At 40.9% G+C, this 23,199-nt stretch carries 20 protein-coding genes and 1 pseudogene; 3 read left to right on the top strand and 18 right to left on the bottom strand.

The features are described from left to right. Window positions 1-303: 303 nt before the first annotated feature. From hemG to pepQ, 4 genes are read right to left on the bottom strand one after another with little or no spacing between them, the layout of a single operon-like run. Entirely contained in the window at window positions 304-828 is a 525-nt protein-coding gene (hemG, locus tag RB151_RS02910; protein WP_071547685.1) for a menaquinone-dependent protoporphyrinogen IX dehydrogenase, read from the bottom strand. Window positions 829-873: 45 nt separating this feature from the next. Further along, window positions 874-2,325: a Trk system potassium transporter TrkH gene (trkH, locus tag RB151_RS02905; RefSeq protein WP_071547684.1), complete on the bottom strand. Its 1,452-nt coding sequence runs from the start codon at window positions 2,323-2,325 to the stop codon at window positions 874-876. A gap of 28 nt (window positions 2,326-2,353) precedes the next feature. Next, complete coding sequence (locus RB151_RS02900) at window positions 2,354-2,968, bottom strand: IMPACT family protein (protein WP_042848815.1); 615 nt, start codon at window positions 2,966-2,968, stop codon at window positions 2,354-2,356. Beyond that, the gene (gene pepQ / locus RB151_RS02895; protein WP_042848816.1) at window positions 2,968-4,302 is read right to left on the bottom strand and encodes a Xaa-Pro dipeptidase; all 1,335 of its coding nucleotides are present in this window, start codon (window positions 4,300-4,302) and stop codon (window positions 2,968-2,970) included. The genes RB151_RS02900 and pepQ overlap by 1 nt, the downstream gene beginning before the upstream one ends. 257 nt (window positions 4,303-4,559) lie before the next feature. Between pepQ and fadB the strand changes: the two genes are divergently transcribed. Continuing rightward, window positions 4,560-6,752 carry a fatty acid oxidation complex subunit alpha FadB gene (gene fadB / locus RB151_RS02890; RefSeq protein ID WP_071547683.1) on the top strand — a complete coding sequence of 731 codons (2,193 nt, stop codon included), beginning with the start codon at window positions 4,560-4,562 and terminating at the stop codon, window positions 6,750-6,752. Between the two features lie 4 nt (window positions 6,753-6,756). Further along, window positions 6,757-7,923, top strand: coding sequence for an acetyl-CoA C-acyltransferase FadA (gene fadA / locus RB151_RS02885; protein WP_042848818.1), 1,167 nt, complete (start codon window positions 6,757-6,759; stop codon window positions 7,921-7,923). 1,067 nt (window positions 7,924-8,990) lie between these two features. Here the strand turns inward: fadA and fre are convergent. From fre to pepE, 3 genes and pseudogenes are all read right to left on the bottom strand, one after another. Beyond that, window positions 8,991-9,691 (bottom strand): annotated as a pseudogene (fre, locus tag RB151_RS02880) (NAD(P)H-flavin reductase). Between the two features lie 10 nt (window positions 9,692-9,701). Further along, window positions 9,702-11,174, bottom strand: coding sequence for a 4-hydroxy-3-polyprenylbenzoate decarboxylase (gene ubiD / locus RB151_RS02875; RefSeq protein WP_042848820.1), 1,473 nt, complete (start codon window positions 11,172-11,174; stop codon window positions 9,702-9,704). A 112-nt stretch (window positions 11,175-11,286) separates the two neighbouring features. Further along, on the bottom strand, window positions 11,287-12,012 hold the full coding sequence (pepE, locus tag RB151_RS02870) for a dipeptidase PepE (protein ID WP_042848821.1): 726 nt from the start codon (window positions 12,010-12,012) through the stop codon (window positions 11,287-11,289). A gap of 164 nt (window positions 12,013-12,176) precedes the next feature. Here pepE and rfaH point away from each other — a divergent pair, with 164 nt between their 5' ends. After that, entirely contained in the window at window positions 12,177-12,671 is a 495-nt protein-coding gene (rfaH, locus tag RB151_RS02865) for a transcription/translation regulatory transformer protein RfaH (RefSeq protein ID WP_042848822.1), read from the top strand. A gap of 81 nt (window positions 12,672-12,752) precedes the next feature. Here rfaH and tatC read toward each other — a convergent pair whose 3' ends face one another. The 11 genes from tatC to RB151_RS02810 all read right to left on the bottom strand — a co-directional run bounded on the left by tatC (window position 12,753) and on the right by RB151_RS02810 (window position 23,199). Further along, entirely contained in the window at window positions 12,753-13,514 is a 762-nt protein-coding gene (gene tatC, locus RB151_RS02860; RefSeq protein ID WP_042848823.1) for a Sec-independent protein translocase subunit TatC, read from the bottom strand. Between the two features lie 3 nt (window positions 13,515-13,517). Then, window positions 13,518-14,060, bottom strand: coding sequence for a Sec-independent protein translocase protein TatB (tatB, locus tag RB151_RS02855; RefSeq protein ID WP_042848824.1), 543 nt, complete (start codon window positions 14,058-14,060; stop codon window positions 13,518-13,520). 3 nt (window positions 14,061-14,063) lie between these two features. After that, window positions 14,064-14,345: a twin-arginine translocase TatA/TatE family subunit gene (tatA, locus tag RB151_RS02850; protein ID WP_042848826.1), complete on the bottom strand. Its 282-nt coding sequence runs from the start codon at window positions 14,343-14,345 to the stop codon at window positions 14,064-14,066. A gap of 113 nt (window positions 14,346-14,458) precedes the next feature. Beyond that, a complete protein-coding gene (gene ubiB / locus RB151_RS02845) occupies window positions 14,459-16,093 on the bottom strand; it encodes a ubiquinone biosynthesis regulatory protein kinase UbiB (protein ID WP_042848827.1) in 1,635 nt (544 codons plus the stop codon). Continuing rightward, window positions 16,080-16,733 carry a ubiquinone biosynthesis accessory factor UbiJ gene (locus tag RB151_RS02840; protein WP_042848828.1) on the bottom strand — a complete coding sequence of 218 codons (654 nt, stop codon included), beginning with the start codon at window positions 16,731-16,733 and terminating at the stop codon, window positions 16,080-16,082. Before RB151_RS02840 ends, ubiB begins: the two co-directional genes overlap by 14 nt. Before the next feature lies 1 nt (window position 16,734). Continuing rightward, complete coding sequence (gene ubiE, locus RB151_RS02835; RefSeq protein WP_042848829.1) at window positions 16,735-17,490, bottom strand: bifunctional demethylmenaquinone methyltransferase/2-methoxy-6-polyprenyl-1,4-benzoquinol methylase UbiE; 756 nt, start codon at window positions 17,488-17,490, stop codon at window positions 16,735-16,737. Between the two features lie 75 nt (window positions 17,491-17,565). Beyond that, on the bottom strand, window positions 17,566-18,921 hold the full coding sequence (rmuC, locus tag RB151_RS02830; protein ID WP_048608629.1) for a DNA recombination protein RmuC: 1,356 nt from the start codon (window positions 18,919-18,921) through the stop codon (window positions 17,566-17,568). A gap of 112 nt (window positions 18,922-19,033) precedes the next feature. Then, on the bottom strand, window positions 19,034-19,564 hold the full coding sequence (locus RB151_RS02825) for a DedA family protein (RefSeq protein WP_042848830.1): 531 nt from the start codon (window positions 19,562-19,564) through the stop codon (window positions 19,034-19,036). A 149-nt stretch (window positions 19,565-19,713) separates the two neighbouring features. Next, window positions 19,714-20,496 (bottom strand): tyrosine-protein phosphatase, encoded by a 783-nt coding sequence (locus RB151_RS02820; protein WP_071547682.1) that lies wholly within the window; start codon window positions 20,494-20,496, stop codon window positions 19,714-19,716. Between the two features lie 277 nt (window positions 20,497-20,773). Further along, window positions 20,774-21,532, bottom strand: a complete 759-nt coding sequence (gene udp / locus RB151_RS02815; RefSeq protein WP_042848832.1) for a uridine phosphorylase — start codon at window positions 21,530-21,532, stop codon at window positions 20,774-20,776. A 290-nt stretch (window positions 21,533-21,822) separates the two neighbouring features. Next, window positions 21,823-23,199 (bottom strand): GntP family permease, encoded by a 1,377-nt coding sequence (locus tag RB151_RS02810; protein WP_042848833.1) that lies wholly within the window; start codon window positions 23,197-23,199, stop codon window positions 21,823-21,825.

The raw sequence follows: 23,199 nt of genomic DNA, 5'->3' as shown, positions 1-23,199 counted from the left end.
TAAAGAGCGTTGCGACATTTCTTTTGGAAATTCGACTCAGTTTTTATTAACTTAGGTCGTTGTCGCGAGGTGACGTATATTACGTTTTTTATTTAGAAAGTCAAGCGTTTATTTTCAACTTTTTCTTTCTCACCTCTGTTATCACAAGGCTTCGAGGTTTTCTTCGAGCCGGTTTATCGTGACAACGGATGCGCATTATAGGGAGCCCAGAAAATCTAGCAAGTGTTTTTTTAATATTTCTTTTCAAGCGCTGATTTATTAAACAAATCGTGCAAACCTGCTGCATTTTGTTGATAAAAAGACCTACAGTTTATCAAACTCACTAGCAAATTGGGTAACGTTCTCCCAATTAGTGTATTCAATTTCAGTATTTGGGTCAGTCGGACCATCTGTCATTTTCATTATTAGGCGGATCATAGTTCTATCGAACCATTTATAACGTGGATAAAAGAGGGCTCCAGCAAAAACAGACTTTAATGTTGGCTTCCAAGGGCAAGCTTCTAAAAACTTACGTGTGTATGCGTTTGTTTCTACTGTGTCTTTCCCTTCTTTTCTTGCTGTAAGATTTACAGCAAAGAAGGCTGTGTTCATTGAATTCAATTGGTTTTGGTGAGTAGTCGCAAAACGAAGTAGCTTTTTATTAAAATGACCATAACGAATCGATGCCCCCACCAATACTTTGTCATAAGCCGCCAAATTTAAGCTTTGCTCAGTGTTTAAATCACGAATATCACACTCTCGACCTAATGTCCGTAGCTGCTCAGCCATCTTTAAAATAATTTTTTTTGTTTGCCCATCCGTACTGGAATGTAAAAGTAAATAGCTCATCATCGTTCCTAGATTATTATCATTTCTATATTAGGTTGTACTCAATTACTCACGCCAGAAAGTCGGTGTCAGCAGTACCAATACAGTAAAGACCTCCAAACGCCCAAATAACATAGTCACAACTAATATCCATTTCCCAGTTGGATTCATAGAGGTAAAGTTGTCAGCAACTGTTCCTAGACCCGGGCCTAAGTTATTTAATGTGGTGGCTATAGCAGAGAAAGCAGAAAACTCATCAACGCCCGTTGCTATCAAAAGTAATAAGCTGACAATAAAAACCAAAGCATATGCGGAGAAAAACCCCCATACCGCTTCTATAATTCTTTCAGGGAGCGCTCTTTGGCCTAACTTGATCGTGTATACCGCATTTGGATGAACCAGACGTTTTAGTTCCCGAGAACCTTGCAAGAAGAGTAACAAAATGCGAATAACTTTTAGCCCGCCCCCAGTTGACCCTGCACACCCACCAACAAATGCCGCACATAATAAAAGCATCGGTAAAAAAAGTGGCCACCCCGAAAAGCTATCTGTTGTAAAACCAGCAGTTGTCGCCATTGATACAACTTGGAAAAATGCCTGATCGAGCGTTTGCCCAAAGCTACCATAAACTGAGTGATACATTAAAACTAAAGTACAGATCACGACTAGAACAAACTGGAAGCTAATAAACATTCTAAATTCAGGGTCACGCCAATAAATGCCAAGGCTACGCCCAGTTAATACAGCGAAGTGTAAACCAAAATTACAGCCAGAGATGAGCAGAAATACCCCAATGATGGTGTTAATCGCTGGGCTATTAAAATAACCTACACTTGCATCATGTGTAGAAAAACCACCAATAGCAATTGTTGAGAAACTATGGGATATAGCATCAAAAACATCCATACCAGCTACCCACAAAGCAACAGCACAAGCAATCGTTAGCAATACATAAATAAGCCATAACGTCTTTGCAGTTTCTGCAATACGTGGGCGCATTTTATTGTCTTTCAAAGGCCCCGGCATTTCCGCTCGATATAACTGCATCCCCCCAACACCCAGTAGAGGCAAGATTGCAACGGCGAGTACAATGATCCCCATACCGCCAAGCCATTGAAGCATTTGCCGATAGAATAATATTGCTTTAGGTAACGAGTCGAGCCCTGTTAGCGTTGTTGCGCCAGTAGTGGTTAACCCCGAAAATGATTCAAAAAAAGCATCAGTAACGGAAAGGTTTGGTCTCTCTGAAAAGATAAAAGGTAATGCCCCAACACTCCCCAGAACAGTCCAAAATAATACGACAATAAGAAAGCCTTCTTTTGCCTTAAGTTCATGACGGCTATTACGCGTAGGTAGCCATAAAAAAAGACCAATCAATAACGCAGTCACAAAAGTCTGGCTAAAGGCTCGCCCTGCGCCATCGCGATAAATTAGCGCCACAATACCTGGTATAACCATGGTAAATGAAAAAATGATGACTAGCAGCCCGACAATACGGGTTATTGCGCGAAAATGCATTCGGCAGATTCCTTGCTAAAGCTGTTTACTATTCCGATTCTGGCGTGAGCGACAAGGCACCACGACTTATATCGCGTAATTTATCATTGACTTCCTGCTGAAGGGTAGCAGGAATTGCAATTTGCAAAGAGACAGCTTCATTATAATCACTGTGTAAAACCACGCCATTCACCTGAATAAGTAGCTGCTCAATTGCATTAACCAATGAGTAATCACATACTAAATTAAACACTTTTTGTGGCACTTTAGTTTGTGTTGGTAAAATTTTCAGTGCTTGCTGTACACCATTACCATAAGCTTTAACTAACCCGCCAGTCCCCAGTTTTATCCCACCAAAATAACGCACAACGACACAAGTGACTTCCCCTAAGTTGCTTCCCAAAAGTTGTGCCATAATGGGTTTGCCAGCCGTTCCTGTTGGCTCGCCGTCATCAGAAAAACCTAATTGTTGCGAGTCATCAGGACGCCCAGCAACAAATGCCCAGCAATGATGCCGAGCATCTGGATATTGAGCTTTAACCGATTGGATATAATCTTTTGCCGCTTCAATACCCTCGGTATGTGCTAAGTACGTAATAAAACGACTTTTTTTAATTTCTTCAGTAAACGAAATCGTTTCTGCTGGTATTAAATAAGGTTTCATTAACGTAAATGTAAGTCTCGAGTCATATTTTCAATTCGGTTAGCGTGGATCACTATATTGTCTTCAATACGAATACCGCCATAAGGTTTAAAGAACTCTATTTTATCCCAATTAAAATGCTGACTATATTCACCATTTCGCCACTCAGCGAGTAAAGATTCAATGAAATACAGACCTGGTTCAATTGTTAATACCATTTTAGGTTCTAATACACGAGTACAGCGCAAGAAAGGATACATTTTCGGAGCAGCAAGGTGAGCCCCGCTGTCGTCTTGCATAAAGCCAGCAGCATCATGCACTTGCAGCCCTAAAGGGTGCCCTAAGCCATGAGGTAAAAATGGTGTTGTTAACCCATTTTCGACCATCGATTCTTCGCTAATACCTTTTATAATATCGTGTTTAGCGAGGATTTTTGCGATCCTATGATGCATATCCACGTGATAATCGGTATAACGAACCCCAGCTTTAATTGTATCAATTAATGAAAGCTGTTCGCTATTTACATCCGCCACTAATTCAGCAAATTCATCCTTGCCTTTTGCGGCATAAGTCCTAGTAATATCAGCTGCATAGCCATTGTACTCTGCACCAGCGTCTATCAGAAAACTACGTAATTCATTAGGAACTGTTTGCTGCAACTTGGTGTAATGCAGTACGGCTGCATTTTCATTTAGAGCAACAATATTACCATATGGCACATTGGTATCTCGATGGCCAGTAGACTGTAAATAACTGATATTAATATCAAATTCACTCATTCCTGCACGGAATGCTTCAAGTGCTGCAAGGTGCCCATTCACCGCCATTTTTTGTGCTTCACGCATACAGTAAAGCTCATAGTCTGTTTTATATGAACGATGGAAATGGTAATAGTCTAAAACCGGTTTTGGGTTGATATTATGCAAAGAGATGCCTAATGACTCCGCTCTTGCTGTTGCAGAGCCGATATAGGCAATATTGTCTTTTTGGATATTCGCCAGAAACCCTTTGATATCGTCCGCATTCTTTAGGTGGATTAAGTCAATGTCTTTAGTCCAGAAACCATCTGGTAATGGCTCAACGCTATGCCAATAATCAACTGGCGAATAAAACCATAATTTAGGCTTATTTACGCCATCAATGAGTAACCAAGAATGTGGGACATCAGTAACAGGTACCCAAGACTTAAAATGAGGATTAACTTTAAAAGGGTAATCACTATCATCAAGAAAGATGCGTAGGGGTTCACCTGAATGAATCAATATGGCATCTAATTTGCTGCGCTGTAAGACTTGCTGAGTTCTGTATTGTAACGTTTTAATATGTTCAGCGTAGAGTGCAGTCAATTTTTCCATTTCTTTCAACCTTTCAGCATTAATTAGAAAATTCAAGCTTACCACGTTCTGAAATTAACGGATATGCACTCTATTGCAAACCTAACTTAATATATTGATAAATAATGATAATATCATTTTAATTCATTATTATTTCGCTTAATTGCTGTGACCCGCATTCCATTTTTGTCATTAACCATTTGCAATTAATTAACATTCTGGTCACACTCATTTCATCTGGTCATACCAGATACCATTACCATGTAAAGGAGAGCAGAATGCTTTATCAAAGTGAAACAATCTATATTCAATGGTTGAAAAAAGGGATTGCAGAACTGGTTTTTAACTCACCAGGGCCGATTAATAAAATGGATACCCACACCGTTGCTTCACTTGATGAAGCCGTGACTGTTCTAGAGCAGCAAACCGATCTGCAAGGTGTTATTTTCCGTTCTGATAAACCAGCGTTTATTGTTGGAGCTGATATTAAAGAGTTTTTATCTCTATTTGAGGCATCAAAAGAAACGCTAAGTAATTGGTTACAATATGCCAATACCATTTTTAACCGCATTGAAGATTTGCCAGTTCCTACTATCTGCGCTATCAATGGCTATGCTTTAGGTGGTGGCTGTGAGTGCGTTTTATCCACTGATTTTCGTATCGCATCACCCGACGCTCGAATTGGGCTTCCTGAAACAAAACTTGGTATTATGCCTGGATTCGGTGGTTCCGTACGTCTGCCTCGTCTAATCGGTTTAGATAGTGCCTTAGAAATTATTACCGCAGGTAAAGATATCAATGCCGCTCAAGCATTAAAATTTGGTCTTATCGACGCTGTTGTTGATACCCAACTCTTACCTCAATCTGCACTGACTATCATTGAATCAGCTATTGCAGGTGCACTAAATTGGCAGAAAAAACGCCAACCAAAACTAGAGCCATTACAATTAAGCCCTATTGAACAAACAATGAGTTTCAATGTGGCAAAAGGAATGGTGTATCAGGCTGCTGGGAAACATTACCCTGCGCCAATGGCTGCTGTAAATACAATTGAAAAAGCAGCAAACTGTGCACGAGATGAAGCATTAAAACATGAAACCGCAGCTTTTGTACCTCTCGCCCATAGTGATGTTGCTCGCGCATTAGTCAGTATTTTTCTGAATGATCAACATGTTAAATCTAATAGCAAAAAACTCTCACAGCATGTTAGTACTCCAACGCATGCCGCAGTGCTTGGTGCTGGGATTATGGGTGGAGGCATTGCCTATCAGTCCGCCAGTAGGGGCGTGCCAGTTTTAATGAAGGATATCAATGAGAAATCATTAGAGTTAGGGATTGAGGAAGCACAAAAGCTGTTAAACAAGCAATTTGAAAGAGGGAAAATCACCGCTGCACAAATGGCAACCACATTAGCTGCTATACACCCTTCATTATCCTATTCAGGTATTGAAAGCAGCCAAATCGTCGTTGAAGCTGTTGTTGAAAACCCCAAAATTAAAGCCGCTGTGCTCACTGAGGTAGAATCCCTTATTGCCCCTGATACCTTATTAGCATCAAACACCTCTACCATTCCAATTTCGACACTTGCAAGCTCACTAAAACGCCCAGAAAATTTCTGTGGAATGCATTTCTTCAACCCAGTACACCGTATGCCATTAGTTGAAATTATCAGAGGGAAACAAACATCTGAAGATACTATCGCCAAAGTTGTTGCCTATGCGAATAAAATGGGGAAAACCCCTATTGTCGTTAATGATTGCCCTGGTTTCTTTGTTAACCGAGTCCTTTTCCCTTATTTCGCAGGTTTTAATTTACTTTTGCAAGATGGGGCTGATTTTAGAGAAATAGATAAAATCATGGAGAAAGAATTTGGTTGGCCTATGGGCCCTGCTTATCTTCTCGATGTTGTCGGTATTGATACTGCTTTCCATGCTGAACAAGTCATGGCCGAAGGTTTCCCTGAGCGTATGAGTAAAACAGGCAAAAATGCCATAAGTGTGATGTTTGAACAGCAGCGTTTTGGTCAAAAAAATGGCAAGGGCTTTTATCTATATGAAAAAGATAAAAAAGGTAAGCCGAAAAAAGTTAATGACCCTCATACAGATGAACTACTCGCTTCTATTTGCTCAACAAAACGTTCTTTTACCAAAGAAGAAATTATTGCTCGAATGATGATCCCAATGGTCAATGAAGTTGTCCGTTGTTTAGAAGAAGGCATTATTCAGAGCCCATCAGATGCAGATATTGCTCTCGTGTATGGTCTAGGGTTCCCACCATTTAGAGGTGGCGCATTCTGCTACTTAGATACTTTGGGTAGCCAGTCTTATTTCAAAACAGCAGAATCTTTAGAGCATTTAAGCCCTCTTTATCAGGCACCTAAAGGTTTAAAAGAAAAAGCAGTTACTAATGCTAGATATTACCCACAACCACCTGTTGTGGCCGTTGATGTCAAAAAAGTTGCGAGGGGTTAATTTTATGGAAAATGTCGTCATTATTGATGGAATACGTACACCAATGGGCCGTTCAAAAGGTGGGGTATTTCGCCATGTCAGGGCTGAAGACCTATCTGCGCACCTTATGAATGCTATTTTTGAACGCAATCCAAATGCAAGTAAAAAACAGTTAGATGACATCATATGGGGTTGTGTCCAACAAACCTTAGAACAAGGGTTTAATATTGCCAAGAATGCGGCATTGCTCACGGATATACCTCACACTGTTCCAGCTGTGACTGTTAATCGCCTTTGTGGTTCATCAATGCAAGCAATACATGATGCTAGCCGACTCATCATGACAGGCGATGCAAACTCAGTATTAATTGGTGGCGTCGAGCATATGGGGCATGTCCCCATGACTCATGGTATAGATTTCAACTCTAAACTGACGTTACGAGTTGCCAAAGCCGCAGGCGCAATGGGCCTTACCGCTGAAATGCTAGCAAAAATGTACAAAATTAGCCGTGAAGAACAAGATGCATTTGCCTTGAGATCTCACCAACTTGCTGCTTTAGCAACAGAAAATGGGAAATTTAGTAATGAAATTGTCCCTATTAGCGGGCATGACGCTAATGGTAATCTTATTTCTGTAAATTATGATGAGGTCATCCGCTTTGATGCTAGCCTTCAGGGCCTAGCTGCTCTAAGACCAGCATTTGACCCGGTCAGTGGTACAGTCACGGCAGGGAACTCATCAGCCCTATCTGATGGGGCATCCGCAATGCTGCTAACGAGTGAAAGCTATGCTAGCCAGCAAGGGATTAAGCCACGAGCTAGAGTACGAGCAATGGCAGTAGTTGGCTGTGATCCATCAATAATGGGTTATGGGCCAGTACCAGCAAGCGAACTTGCATTAAAACGCGCAGGGTTGTCTTTAAATGATATTGATATTATTGAACTAAATGAAGCTTTTGCAGCTCAATCAATAGCCTGCATGAAAGGTTTAAAATTATCAGAGAATCAATTAGACGAAAAAGTAAATCTTAGTGGAGGTGCTATCGCCCTCGGTCATCCATTAGGGTGCTCAGGTGCAAGGATCACCACCGCTTTACTTAATCAATTAGAGCTTAAAGATAAACAGTTTGGTTTAGCAACTATGTGTATCGGATTTGGTCAAGGTATCGCCACTATTATTGAACGTGTTTAGCCGTAATTTTCACAAACATTGCATTTTGTCGATGTTCCCGCCTAGTCAGGGGCGGGTTTTTTTTGCCTTTTTCTAACCAAATAGCCTCTCATAGTTTAGGTTATCAATAGGCGGCAAGTGAATAAGACCCTAGGGGCATACATAAGTATGTGACTAGGACGAATGAGCGAAGCTAGCCCCCCTACAATTTGAAACTAACCTGATTTCATGCAGATACCAGACGAGTTTAACCCTCATAGTTCAGATTGTAGGTAGGCGGCAAGTGATGAGACCCTAGGGGCATACATAAGTATGTGACTAGGACGAATGAGCAAAGCCAACACCCCTACAATTTGAAACTAACCTGATTTCATGCAGATACCAGACGAGTTTAACCCTCATAGTTCAGATTGTAGGTAGGCGGCAAGTGATGAGACCCTAGGGGCATACATAAGTATGTGACTAGGACGAATGAGCGAAGCTAGCCCCCCTACAATTTGAAACTAACCTGATTTCATGCAGATACCAGACGAGTTTAACCCTCATAGTTCAGATTGTAGGTAGGCGGCAAGTGATGAGACCCTAGGAGCATACATAGTATGTGACTAGGACGAATGAGCGAAGCTAGCCCCCCTACAATTTGAAACTAACCTGATTTCATGCAGATACCAGACGAGTTTAACCCTCATAGTTCAGATTGTAGGTAGGCGGCAAGTGATGAGACCCTAGGGGCATACATAAGTATGTGACTAGGACGAATGAGCAAAGCTAGCCCCCCTACAATTTGAAACTAACCTGATTTCATGCAGATACCAGACGAGTTTAACCCTCATAGTTCAGATTGTAGGTAGGCGGCAAGTGAATAAGACCCTAGGAGCATACATAAGTATGTGACTAGGGCGAATGAGCGAAGCCAGCCCCCCTACAATTTGAAACTAACCTGATTTCATGCAGATACCAGACGAGTTTAACCCTCATAGTTCAGATTGTAGGTAGGCGGCAAGTGATGAGACCCTAGGAGCATACATAAGTATGTGACTAGGGCGAATGAGCGAAGCCAACACCCCTACAATTTGAACTAGGACGGGTTAAATGAATTCGTAAGCGTCACCGAACAACTGCTCGGCCCTAGCATTGCGTTCATTACAGAAACGATCCCTAGCAATTTTCGCCATTTCAAAACGCCCTGCAATATAGATATCATGATTGGATAAATCACCGAAATCTTCTAACACTGCGCTGAGAACAGTGCCTGTTCTACCACGCCATAATTCATCAGGTTGCTCTACAACAGGGGTGATTTTCAAATTAGGGTAGCTTTCACTCAGTGCTTGTAATTCACCAAGGTCATACAGGTGCTCCAACTGACGCCCTCCCCAATAGAAAGTAATGTCACGATTAGGATTTTCAGCTAATGCAGCAAGCAGTACTGAGTGGGTATAAGAGAACCCTGTCCCCCTGCAATTAAAATCATGCCATTGCTGCTGTTTTCGCGAAACCAAGCTTTACCGTGAGGAATATCAATATCGATGCGTTTTTGTTCTAAAATCCTGTCCATAACAGCCATAGCATACAGGTTGATTTCAGAAGCTCCGATATGTAATTCAATCGTTTCTTTATTTTTTGGGGTAGAAGCCATTGAAAATGGTCGTTTGTCTCTTTCGTCCATTACGACCATTAAATATTGACCTGCTTTAAAATGAAAAGGACCATCTGGCAACAATATAACCCGATAAACCGTATCCGTAATCGATTCGACAGATGTAACTTTACAGCTTAGAGTTGCCATGGTTCCCCTCTTATTTTTCAAAAATATTTAATTGTTCCCAAATGTCATCAATACGGGATTTTACGTTATCTGTCATAACAATAGGACGTCCCCATTCGCGATCCGTTTCACCTGGCCACTTATTGGTTGCATCAAGCCCCATTTTTGAACCTAACCCTGATACAGGTGAAGCAAAATCTAAGTAGTCTATCGGCGTATTTTCCATCATAACGGTATCACGGGCAGGGTCCATTCGGGTTGTAATTGCCCAGATAACATCTTTCCAATCACGCGCATTAATATCATCATCACAAACAATAACAAATTTAGTGTACATGAATTGGCGCAGGTATGACCAGACTCCCATCATTACTCTTTTTGCATGCCCCGCATATTGTTTTTTCATTGTTACGACAGCAAGCCGGTATGAACAACCTTCAGGTGGAAGGTAAAAATCGACAATTTCTGGAAATTGCTTTTGTAGGATAGGTACTAAAACTTCATTTAAGGCTTCACCAAGTACCGCTGGTTCATCAGGTGGCCGCCCTGTATAAGTTGAATGATAAATTGCATCGCGGCGCTGAGTCACATGAGTAATAGTAAACACAGGGAAGTTATCTATCTCATTATAATAACCTGTGTGGTCACCATAAGGCCCTTCAGGTGCCATTTCACCCGGTTCAATATAGCCCTCAAGAATAATTTCGGCACCCGCCGGAACTTCGAGGTCATTAGATATACATTTTACGACCTCTGATTTATTACCACGTAATAAGCCTGCAAATGCATATTCTGATAACGTGTCAGGCACAGGGGTTACCGCCCCTAAAATTGTTGCCGGGTCAGCCCCCAATGCTACGGCTACCGGAAATTTTTCACCTGGATGAGCTTGGCACCATTCTTGAAAATCAAGAGCACCACCGCGATGAGACAACCAACGCATGATAACTTTGTTTTTACCAAGTACTTGCTGGCGATAAATACCTAAGTTTTGCCTTTCTTTATATGGCCCTTTGGTGACAGTTAGCCCCCATGTTATTAACGGTGCCGCATCTTCTGGCCAACAATGCATAACGGGTATTTTGGTGATGTCTACGTCATCACCGGCCCAAATTTGTTCCTGACAAGGCGCTGAACTTAAGCGCTTTGCTGGCATATTCAATACTTGTTTGAATTTTGGTAGCTTATCAAAAAGGTCACGAAAACCTTTCGGAGGATCAGGCTCTTTTAAAAATGCGAGCAATTTACCTACATCATGTAAGGCTTTGATATCTTCTTGCCCCATCCCCATAGCAACGCGTTTTGTCGTCCCAAACAAGTTGCATAGGACAGGCATGTTATAACCTTTGGGATTTTCAAATAATAGGGCCGGTCCCCCTGCTCTTAGTGTACGATCTGCAATTTCAGTCATTTCCAAGTAGGGATCGACTTCCATTGTAATACGTTTTAGTTCGCCCTGCTTTTCAAGCTGCGCGATGAAATCTCTAAGGTCACGATATTTCATTATCTTCTTTTACTGTTACAGAGGGAGTCCCATTATAAGACGTCCGGCCAAGGTTACAAGTTACTGCCTAAAACACTTAATAATCAATCTTTTTCTGGTCAAGTATACCATTTTACTGGCAATCAAAAGGGACTAATTTTTCTAATAATAATGTATCAAACTGCTCTGAGAATGTTTTGTTGTGCTGAAATAGTTTAAAACCTTGATCTTTTCCACTGAAATAATGAAGTTCATTACCTTTGATCTGCATCCCACTCCCTTCTCGCAGAGCAACAACAACCTCATGAGGATTAATTACACAAAATTCTTGCAACCTTTCATCACGCGTTTCGCCCATGTGCCCAGAAATATGAGCATCAATATAATGGGGGTTGATTTGTAAAGGGAATAACCCTAGAGAAGGCATAATTACAGCATTACTTACGGGCATATCATTAGTAGTACGAATACTTGGAGTCGCAACGTTACACCCCGCACTCCAACCTATGTAAGGGACTCCTCGTTCTTTAACAGCGCGCTGAATAGCAACAACCAAGCCATTTTCATGTAAACACTTGTTGAGCCACCAAGTGTTGCCACCACTCACTAAGATACACTCAGCTTGTTCAATCGCTTCTACTGGGCTCGCAAAATGCTCAATGGAAGTAACGTTTATCCCTAAAGCTTCCGATAGTTGCTCTGCTCTTTCATCATGTGAGCCACGAAGGATCGCATAAGGAACTAAAACAGCTGACTTTACATTTTTACGTGTAATCATTTCTTTGATACGAGGTAGAGCATAGCTTAGCCATACAGGGTTACCTGGCAGCTTACCATTACTCAACAAAAAGATATCCATCATGTCTCCTACTGATTTGCTTTTTATATTACAGTTACCTAAAGTCCATATTCGATTAATATAAGCTTCAGAATACCAATAATATTGTGCTACTACTCAATAGTCACACTGTTATGTCGTAATTTGTTATCATAAACATAATTTTGTCATGCGAGATTCGAAAAATGGAAAAGTGGTATCTGCTTTATTGCAAACGAGGGCAAATTGAGCGTGCTATTGAGCATCTAAATAGGCAGAGTGTTATCTGTATGACGCCCATGACAGAAATGGAAAAAGTGGTCAGAGGAAAAAGAACTAAGGTGCAAGAAGCTTTATTCCCTAATTACTTGTTCGTAAAGTTTGATCACAACGAAATTCATACTACGACTATCCAATCAACTCGTGGGGTCAGCCATTTTATTCGGTTTGGCCAATTACCCGCTGAAGTCCCTGATGAAATCATTAAGTTATTACAACAAAACCCTATTAGTCATTCCATAGCCCCTGATATGCCAAAACATGGAGATCAAGTCACAATTACCGAGGGGGTTTTTGCGGGGGTTCAAGCTATCTTTGATGAGCCAAATGGAGAATATCGTTCAATTCTTCTACTGAATATATTGAACAAAAGTGTCCCTAAAATTGTTGATAATACTCAATTTAAAAAATCAACTGACTAAAAATCGTGCCCATAAAAAACCCTTCAACAATGAAGGGTTCTCTATGGGCTGTCATTAAGCCTAATATGACCTAAAACCTACTTACGACTCTTCTTCCTCAGTACCTTCTTCTTGTCGACCTCGACCTTTGCCGACATAAAAGTTAGACAGTAATACCCCCAACTCGAATAGCAAATACATTGGGACTGCTAGTAAAGTCTGAGAAAGGACATCTGGTGGGGTTAAAAACATCCCTACAACAAATGCCCCAACCAAAATATATGGACGTTTACGTTTTAATGATTCAGGTGTAGTTACCCCAGTCCAACACAGTAAAATAATTGCAATTGGTACCTCAAATGCAGCACCAAAAGCCATAAATAATGTCATGACAAAACTAAGATATTTACTGATGTCCGGAATAAAGTTAACGCTGTCTGGTGTTGTTTTTACAAAAAAGCCAAAAGCTAATGGGAAAACAACAAAGTAAGCAAATGCCATCCCTAAATAAAACAAAAAGCTACTTGAAACAAGCAAAGGCAACATGAGTTTGCGTTCATGCTTGTATAAGGCCGGCGCTATAAATGCCCAAATTTGATAGAGAATAACTGGTATCGATACAAAAACCGAAACCATCATCGTCAGTTTAATAGGGGTAAAGAAGGTTGACGCCACATCCGTCGCACTCATTTGAGAGCCCACTGGCAACTTATCAATCAAAGGGGCTGCTACCAGCCGGTAAATATCATTTGAAAAATAAGCGAGCGCAGCAAAAACGATCAAAACTGTAATTAAACAGTTCATTAGCCGTTTACGGAGTTCAATGAGGTGGCTAATAAGTGGTTGTGTATCATTTACAGCCATGTGTTATTTTTCACTTTCAGTTTGATTAGAGTTCTTTACTTTAGCATCGAGCGGCTCAGCCGTTTTCACTGTTGTAGGAGCTTCAGGTGTTTTATCCTCAACAACCGCTGCCATCTTAGCTGCATGCTCAGGGTCAGGATCTGATTCTTGGGCCTCTGGGGCCTTGTTTTCAGCATCCTTAACAGCACTATCATAACTGTCAGTGATCTCTTTTGCTTTATTTAACTCTGTTTCGATATCGCTGGTTGTTGCTTGATAGCCGCTTTTCAATGACTGTGCTGCTGTACGCAGCTCTTCCATGGACTGCTTAAGTTCCGGGGAAAGCGCTTCTAAGTTAGCTTTCTCTTCTACTTTCTTCAGAGTGTCTTGCAGCTCTTGTAATTTCAGCTCTTGTGATAACTCATTTTGTACATTCGCTGCCATTGAACGCATAGCACGTATCCACCCAGCGACAGTTCTCACTGCCACTGGTAAGCGCTCAGGACCTAAGACTACAAGACCAATAACTGTAACAAGCAACAGCTCACTAAAACCTATGTCAAACACGGTTTAACCCTGCTCTTTGTTTTTGCTCTCAACTGGGCTTTCTTTTTTTTCAGAAGCCTGTTGTTCAGTAATGTTCTTAGTCGCAAAGTCGGCATCTTGCTTATCTTGCTCAACTTTTGCCTTTTCATCATCACTCATCGCTTTCTTGAAACCTTTAAGTGATTCACCTAAATCAGAACCTAATGAACGTAATTTTTTGGTGCCGAAAATTAAAATAATAAGCAAAGCAATGATGATTAGTTGCCAAGGACTACCGAAAGCAGCCATTGCAATAGTTGATTCCATTGTTAATACCTCTATAGTTTTGGGATCAATTGTTGTTATATCTATTATATACAACCAACACTAAATACGGAAATGTTCACAGCCTTATAAACTTGTCGCAAAACAAAGTTTACTTAATTATCGCCCGCTTTACACCAACCAATTACCCAAGATAGGGCACCCGCCGCCATAAATACGACCGCAAGCCGTGTAAAATCAGAAATAAAAAATAAGCTACCACACAAAATAAAAGTCGCCCCCACACCTAGAAGATAATGGGATTTACGCTGTTTATTGCGCTGACTTTTCAACTGTTGTGTTAACTGGTCTATATTCGATTGTAAAAACTTATGTTGTCGCAATGCGCCATATATTAAATCAGGAATTTCAGGCATCTTTTCTGCCCAGTAAGGCGCTTTTTCTTTCAATGCCTGAGTAATGGCGGGTAGCCCCACTTGGCTGTGAACCCAATCTTCTAAGAATGGTTTTGCCGTTTTCCACAAGTCAAGCTGAGGGTATAACTGACGCCCAAGCCCTTCCACATACAGTAATGTTTTCTGTAATAATACCAACTGTGGTTGTACTTCCATATTGAAACGACGTGCAGTATTAAACAAGTTTAATAAAACATGCCCAAATGAAATTTCGGCCAATGGTTTTTCAAAAATAGGTTCACAAACTGTACGAATAGCAAACTCAAAATCTTCCACATTTGTATCAAGAGGCACCCATCCTGAATCAACATGTAGTTCAGCAACCTTGCGGTAGTCACGGTTGAAAAAGGCAATAAAGTTTTCTGCAAGATACCGTTTGTCTTCTTTATTTAGTGAACCCACTATCCCGCAATCGATACCAATGTACAGGGGGTCTTCAGGGTGCTCATAGCTAACAAAGATATTTCCGGGATGCATATCTGCATGGAAGAAACTGTCTCGAAAAACTTGGGTGAAAAAAACCTTTACCCCCCGCTCTGCTAGCAGCTTCATATTTGTACCCTGAGCTTTTAGCGCTGTAATATCTGATACGGGGATGCCATAAATACGTTCCATGACCATAACGTTTTCACGGCAATAGTCTGGGTAAACTTCGGGAATGTAAAGCATGGAGCTATTTTCAAAATTACGGCGTAGCTGGATCGCATTGGCCGATTCACGTAGTAGGTTTAGCTCATCAATTAACGTTTTTTCATATTCACGCACTACTTCTTTGGGCCGTAAACGCCTACCATCAGGTAGTAAAGGAACCCAGTTAGCAATACGGTACATCAACTTAATATCGGCTTTAATGATAGGCAGAATATCAGGGCGAATTACCTTGATAACAACATCTTTGCCATTTTCTTTTAGCGTCGCAGTGTGAACCTGAGCAATTGAAGCTGAAGCTAAGGCTTGCTCATCAAAGTCATCAAACCACTGTTCTAGCGGCCCACCAAGAGAATCCTCAATGTAACCTCGGGCTAATTTCCCATCAAAACTAGCGACTTTATCTTGTAGCAATGAAAGTTGGTCTGCGATTGCTGGCGGGAAAAGGTCACGACGGGTTGATAACATTTGCCCAAACTTGATCCATACGGGCCCTAGCTCTTGTAATGCAAGACGAAGCCTTTCGCCTAATGGCCTATCTTTGTGCTGATTTCTAATCCAAAAAAAACCTAAACGCCCAATTCTTAGCGGTAACGTAAGCTTAATTTTGGGGATTAACTCATCTAGTCCATAAGAGAGAAAAACCCGAATAATGAAGTAAAGTCGTTTTATTTCACCGGGTGTCATTCTTCTCCTCCAACAGACTTAACCTTTGTTCGAGCGTATTAATTGAATGTTCTACTTCCTCAACTTTGTCATTAAAATGAGCAAGTTCGAGTTGGCTAGGTGCCATTTTCCATTCTTCAATTAATGCGTCTTTCACATACGTTTTTTGCCTTTTAACTAAGTGAGATGCGAAGCAAACGCCTTTATTCAAGAGTTTACTAAGCCCTTCAGCAGCGACATCACCAATATAAGGTGAAAGATAATGTGCCGGGTTCCAAATTGCTAAATCGAGCAATGAGGACCAATGCTGAACAATCTGCATATCCCCTTCAATCACGATGTCACCACGATTGATTAGCTGAGATAACTGCTGTTTATCTTTCAATTTAATTAAAGTAAATAATGATGTTTTAATTGTACAGTCTGCGGGTTCAACCCATTCGCTTAATACATCAACATGATTTTCAGCAAAAATAAGTGTTAGCGTTTTATTGAGTTCTTTAAGCTCAATAGCCATCACTTTACCTGCTAAACGTACCCTAGCAGGCTGTAATACTTTTTCTTTGAACAACATATGGTTAAGTGAGGTTTCCATCAATGCTGTTATCAAAGAGTACAAAACTGTATTTTGATTTTCGGTATGTGTTGATGGTGCTTCCATCTTAGAATTTAAACCCTTTATGCAATGCAACAATCCCACCAGTCATATTGGTATAAGAGACTTGCTCAAACCCGGCGTTTTCCATCATCCCTTTAAGTGTTTCTTGGTTAGGGTGCATACGAATGGATTCCGCTAAATAACGGTAGCTTTCTGGGTCGTTCACAATTGCCTGACCAATACGAGGCAATATGTGAAATGAATACGCATCATACGCTTTATTCAATGGCTCAATAATAGGCTTTGAAAATTCTAATACTAATAGACGCCCACCCGGTTTTAGAACACGAAACATCGAACGCAGTGCTTTGTCTTTATCCGTAACGTTACGCAAACCAAAAGAGATAGTAATGCAATCGAAGTGGTCATCTGGAAATGGAAGTTCTTCAGCATTAGCTTGAACATAATTTACATTACCAACAATGCCAAGATCACGTAATTTTTCGCGCCCCATCTTCAACATTGAGTCATTGATATCAGCAAGTATGACTTCACCTTTTTCGCCCACAAGACGCGAAAACTTAGCGGTTAAGTCACCTGTTCCACCAGCAAGGTCAAGTACACGCTGATTACGGCGGACACCACTTGCTTCAATAGTAAAACGTTTCCAGATACGATGAATACCAAATGACATTAAGTCATTCATTAAGTCATACTTTGATGCTACAGAGTGAAAAACATTCGCTACTAGACCGGCTTTATCTTCTTTGCCGACAGTACGGAAACCAAAATCAATGGTTTCTTTAGTTGGTTCAGTCATTTCTCTTATGCCTGCTGATAGTTCAAACTTTTGTTAGAAGTGTAACAGTCTTTGAGGTAAAACCCTATCAGAAGTCTAAGATTCCGCACAATTAGATGCCTCTGAGCGCTCAATAAGTTGAGGCGCGATAGGTTGTTTAATTTCTACCCCTAGCTCTTTAAAACTTTCCGCCTGACTAATTAAATTACCTCGCCCTTGTGCAAGACGTTTCATTGCCGACAGGTAAGTATTATTCGCTTTATCAAGACTGGAGCCTAAAACCTGCATATCATCCACAAACAAGCGTAGTTTGTCATACATTTTTGCAGCTCTTTCTGCAATTTCTTGGGCATTTTGCCCTTGTCGCTCATAGCGCCAAATATTATTGATAGTTCGCACAGCCACTAATAACGTGGACGGGCAAACCAACATGATATTCTGTTTTATTCCTTCATCAAGTAGCTCAGGAGCTTCCTTTAAAGCAAGCAAATACGCAGGTTCAATAGGAATAAACATTAGAACATAGTCTAAAGAGCGTATTCCGGGTAACTGATGGTAATCCTTTCGGCTCAACATACGCATATGGTTGCGTATGGATGCAACATGATTTTTTAGCGCTTGTTGTTGTTCGTGCGGGTCTTCGCTATTGAAATAATGTTCATAGGAAACCAATGACATTTTTGCATCAACAACCACATCTTTACCTTCAGGAAGATGAATAATAACATCGGGTTGATAGCGAGTATTATAACCTGTATTGACACTGACTTGGGTTTCAAACTCGCTTCCCTCCCGCAGACCGGAAACCTCAAGAATGCGAGTGAGGATAGTTTCCCCCCAATTACCTTGGATTTTATTATCCCCTTTAAGTGCCCGGGTTAAGTTAACAGCTTCTTTGGTCATCTGATTGTTAAGCTGCTGCAACTGCCTTATTTCATACGCTAAGGTATGCCTTTCTTTCGCTTCTTCACCAAAACTTTGTTGAACTTGTTGGCGAAAACCTTCTAGTTGTTCACGAAAAGGCGATAACATTGCCAATAAACTTTTTTGTTGCTGTTCCGACGCCCTACGTTCATTTTGTTCAAAAATACGGTTTGCTAAATTTTCAAACTGCGCAGTCAATCGTTGTTCACTGTTTTGTAAAATACGTTGTTTTTCTTCATTTGCGAGCTGATTTTGTTCAAAACGGGTAATGACTTCACGAAGTTCGGCTTCTTGTTCCCGATTGATATCCCGTTGTGTGCGCAATTCTTGGTCAAGCCTGTCGTACTCTGCTTTCCATTGAGCAAGATGAATACTTTTTTCGTCACTTGCCGCCAATTGCCGATTGATTTGTTGTAGCTCTTGATCTTTGTGAGCTATTTTTTGAGCAATAGAAAACCACGTTGCTAAGCCACCCACTAAAATGCCACTCAACACACCAATAACTGCATATAAAAGAGAGGTATCCACGATTACACCCTTACTTTACAAAACCCAGTGTAAGGTAATTGGATACTGTATAAGTGTCCAGAGGTAATTACATATACTGAGAAAATTTTGCGAAGCATTTCGCAAGCTTTGCTTAGCCTACCCAACTTGCAAACCACTTCAGACCGAGTGCACCCGGTGCCAAGATGCCAAATGCCCAGATCATCGCAGAAGCAATATTTGCCAGTTGAAAATGACGCTGTGGCATCGCGCAAATCCCTGCCACAAGGGGAACAACCGCACGTAGAGGGCCAAAAAATCGCCCAAAGAAAATCCCCCATACCCCCCAGCGGTCAAAAAAACGATGCCCTTTATCTATCATTTGCGGGTTACGGGAAATCGGCCACATTTTGCGAACATTCTCTTTATAATGAAAACCAAACCAATAAGAAAGCCAATCCCCAAAAAATGCCCCTAAAGCGGCAGCAAGCCATATTGGCCAAAATGTAATATTACTTTCACCGATTAAAGCGCCTAACCCTAATAAAATGACTGTTGCAGGTAAAAGTAGCGATAAAAATGCTAATGACTCACCAAACGCGAGAAAGAAAATAATAGGAAGAGCCCATATTTCATTTTCACGAGTAAAGTCGGTTACAAGGGTAACGATTTCATTAAGCGTCAAAGCAATCCCCTATCATCATTGATTTACTTTATTACAGTAACGAAAATGTGATAAATCAAGGTTAAACGAAGCAAAAAATCCTTATCAATTAACCGAGTTATGGAATTTATAAGGCGCAATTTCCACAACTCGTCGTCACTTAAGATAGATCAATCAAGAAAATGACTTTGCAGTGCTTCCCGCTGGCCAGCCCCCAATCCAAAATCTTTCTCTAGCCATTTATCAACATTACCATAGTGACTTTCAATACTCTTTAAGGCAGTCATTAGAAAGTCTTCGCGCACGGAATAAACATACTCAAACTTTTTAACGATGTTTTCATTCATCGTTTTTGCATGCTCTGCTAAAAGATGTTTGCGATAAGGTGCTAGTGTTTCGTTGGTCAATAAATAATCTTCCATAACGGTTTCCAAATCGGCCCCGAGCGCAAAGAGGACTAATGCTGAACCAACGCCGGTACGGTCTTTCCCGACAGCACAATGTTGGACTATTCCACCTTTCTCTGGTTGTTGCAGTAAGTTCACCAGTTGATGATAAGCTGGGTTATTCAACGGTAATAATTCATACAGACGGAACATAAAAGCTTGTGGGTCAAATTGTTCTAATATTTCTGGGGTCAGTTTATCTAAGTTAGCCGAAACCTCCTTAGCTAAAGGATTCGCTGGCGCATGAATATAATGAGCCCCTTCCCAGATCACATCAGGCTTATCTAAAATTTCAGCTTCATCACGGTAATCAATAATTTGAAAAATATTTTGTGAATGTAAAACGGATTCATCTTCTTGAGTTAAGCGGTCTAATGACCCCGAACGAAATAGCATACCAGGTTTAATTTTGCTGCCATTAGGAAGTTTTTTCCCGCCAAGATCGCGGAAGTTAATCCCCCCTTTAAGAGGGAGTACTGAAGGGTGAAGATAAGGTGTTGTCGACATAATAATTCCTTTTAGCCCCACAGCTTTTATTCAGATTACAAAAATAAATGCATCCTGAATAATTTGAGGGCACATAATATTGATAATTGTTTTTATGACAATAACAGATCTACGAAATAAGGGGGATCAGATTATTCACTGTAAATTGTTAGCAATTACTAAATTTATAGGAAAAATATAAATGAGGGAATACAGGAAGAAAGTGCGGAGACTAAGCTCGCCTACTTTACATCCACAACCGAGTGAAATTTCAGTAAGCGAGCCAGTAAATTATTGACTATAGCAGACGACGAGCAGCCTCAACGACAATGCTTAGTACGTTACCTTCCGTTTTTTTCAGTAACGCTTCGTTTGGAATTTCTTGCTGGGTCCGGTTAACAATAACGCCTGCAACCATACCTGCACGTAAGCCTTTGCTACTGGAACACATAGTGAGCAATGTCGCCGATTCCATTTCATAGTTCATTACCCCCATGTCCTGCCACTCTTTCATTGAACCTCTGAAATGGCGCATAACACGGCCGGTATAAGTATCGTAACGCTCTTGGCCTGGGTAGAAGGTATCTGAAGAAGCCGTCACCCCAACATGTACTGTCGCACCCGCATCTTTTGCCGCAGCGTAAAGAGCATTAGTACAATTAAAATCTGCAACTGCTGGATATTCTAATGGCGCAAAGTGTTGGCTAGCACCGTCTAAGCGTACTGCACCTGTTGTGACTAACACATCACCAACATTAATATCTTCTTGGATTGCGCCTGTTGTACCAATACGTAAGAAAGTACGAATGCCTAGCTGAGCGAGTTCTTCAACCGCAATAGATGTTGACGGGCCGCCAATACCTGTTGAGCACACAATAACCGCTTTTCCATCGAGCTCACCACGCCAAGAGGTATATTCACGCAATGATGCAAGGTGTACAGGGTTATCCATCAGACGTGCAATTTTTTCAACACGGTTAGGGTCCCCAGGAACAATCGCTACAGTTGCACCCTGTAAGTCACTTTTCTTTAAACCTAAGTGGAAAACGTCAGACATTTCAAACTCCTTTACACAATGGCATCATTAAATCAGTCATCACTGATTAATCGTAACTAGTAATATAGCGAGAAAACCATTAACTTTTAGTGATAAGTGTCACTTTTAATGAAAACAATAAAAACTTGATTTCATTATTTAGTGATATTCATCACAAATTAACATTTGCGCTATGTCTATTTAAAATCCGTTGATACCAGTATAGATGAAAGTTTGTCATAACCACAAAAAGCGCCCCTAATAGCTGGGCGCTTTGATTATTTGGCAGAACTAAAAATAATAACGCTATGTTAGAGAACTACATCAAGGATAAGGACACCAACTAAACCTATACCCCACGCAATAGTGGTAGGGATAGACCAAACAATAATTTGTTGTTTAACGTCCTTTATTCCCATCATTCTGTTCACAACCCAATATAGGCTGTCGTTGAAATAACCGAAGAACAGAGACCCCATTGTTGCCGCTTGCGCCGCAACTAATAAGTTAATATCGGGTATTTGGCTAATGATCGGCGCAGAAATAGATGCTGCTGTGATCATTGCAACTGTACCAGAGCCTTGGATCAAACGAACCAATGTCGCGATAATAAACGGAATTAATACAGGTGTAATAGGCAAGTTAGCAACATGCTCAGCAAGAATGTTCCCTGTTCCGCTATCACGTAACACCGCACCTAATGCACCACCAGCACCAGTAACTAATAGGATGATCCCCGCCGATTGCAAGCCTTCTTCCATACGGTCAATGACTTCTTCTTTAGTTGCTTTTGGCATTAATGTGTATACAGAGATCAATACACTTATTGATAAAGCAATAATCGGCGCACCTAAGAATTCAAAAGTCTGGAAATACCAATTGCCTTCCATACCTTGGAATGGTGCTGTTTTCAAAATCAAGCCATTAATTGCATTAATAAAGATCAGCAAAATTGGCGTGATAATCGGTAATAATGATAAAAATAAGCTTGGTAATGGTTTATTTGCTTTTTCTTCCATGTAACGGGCATGAACTTCTTTTAAATCTTCGCTGCCCGTTTCATCTGGCATAAACTCAGGATATTTAGTGCCTAACCATTTTGCGTAAAAAACAATACCAATAACACAGGGGAGAGCAAGGCTCATCCCAGCAAGGATCATCGCCCCGACATCAACACCGAAAATACCTGCAACGCCTAAAGGACCTGGTGTTGGCGGAACAGTATGGTGTGTAACAACGAGCCCACCAGCAAGTGCAACTCCTAATGTTAAGATGCTGCGCTTACCGTTTTTTGCCAGTGCTTTTGCCAATGGATATAAGATGACGAAAGCAGAATCAACAAAGATAGGGATACTGACAATATAACCAGTAATTGCCAATGCCCACTCTTCGCGTTTTTTACCTAACCATTTGATAAAGCTATAGGCTATCTGTTCAGCGGCACCGGAAACTTCCAATACCCTTCCCATCATTACCCCGAGTCCGATAACAATACCAATGCTACCGAGTGTTGACCCAAAGCCTTTCGTAATTACTGTCACTGTCTCTGCTGCTGTCAATCCACCAGAAATACCTGCGATTGCAGCAGCAATTAGCATCGCTAACAGCGCATGAACACGCGTTCGTAATACTAAAAATATCAGGACAAATATGGCCACCGCGAGGCCAATAACAGGAATATAGGACAT

Origin of the sequence: Providencia rettgeri (assembly GCF_001874625.1) — a bacterium.
GTDB classification, from domain to species: Bacteria; Pseudomonadota; Gammaproteobacteria; order Enterobacterales; family Enterobacteriaceae; genus Providencia; species Providencia huashanensis.
Note: the sequence above shows the minus strand (reverse complement) of the source record. Positions and strands in the feature narration are given on the sequence as shown.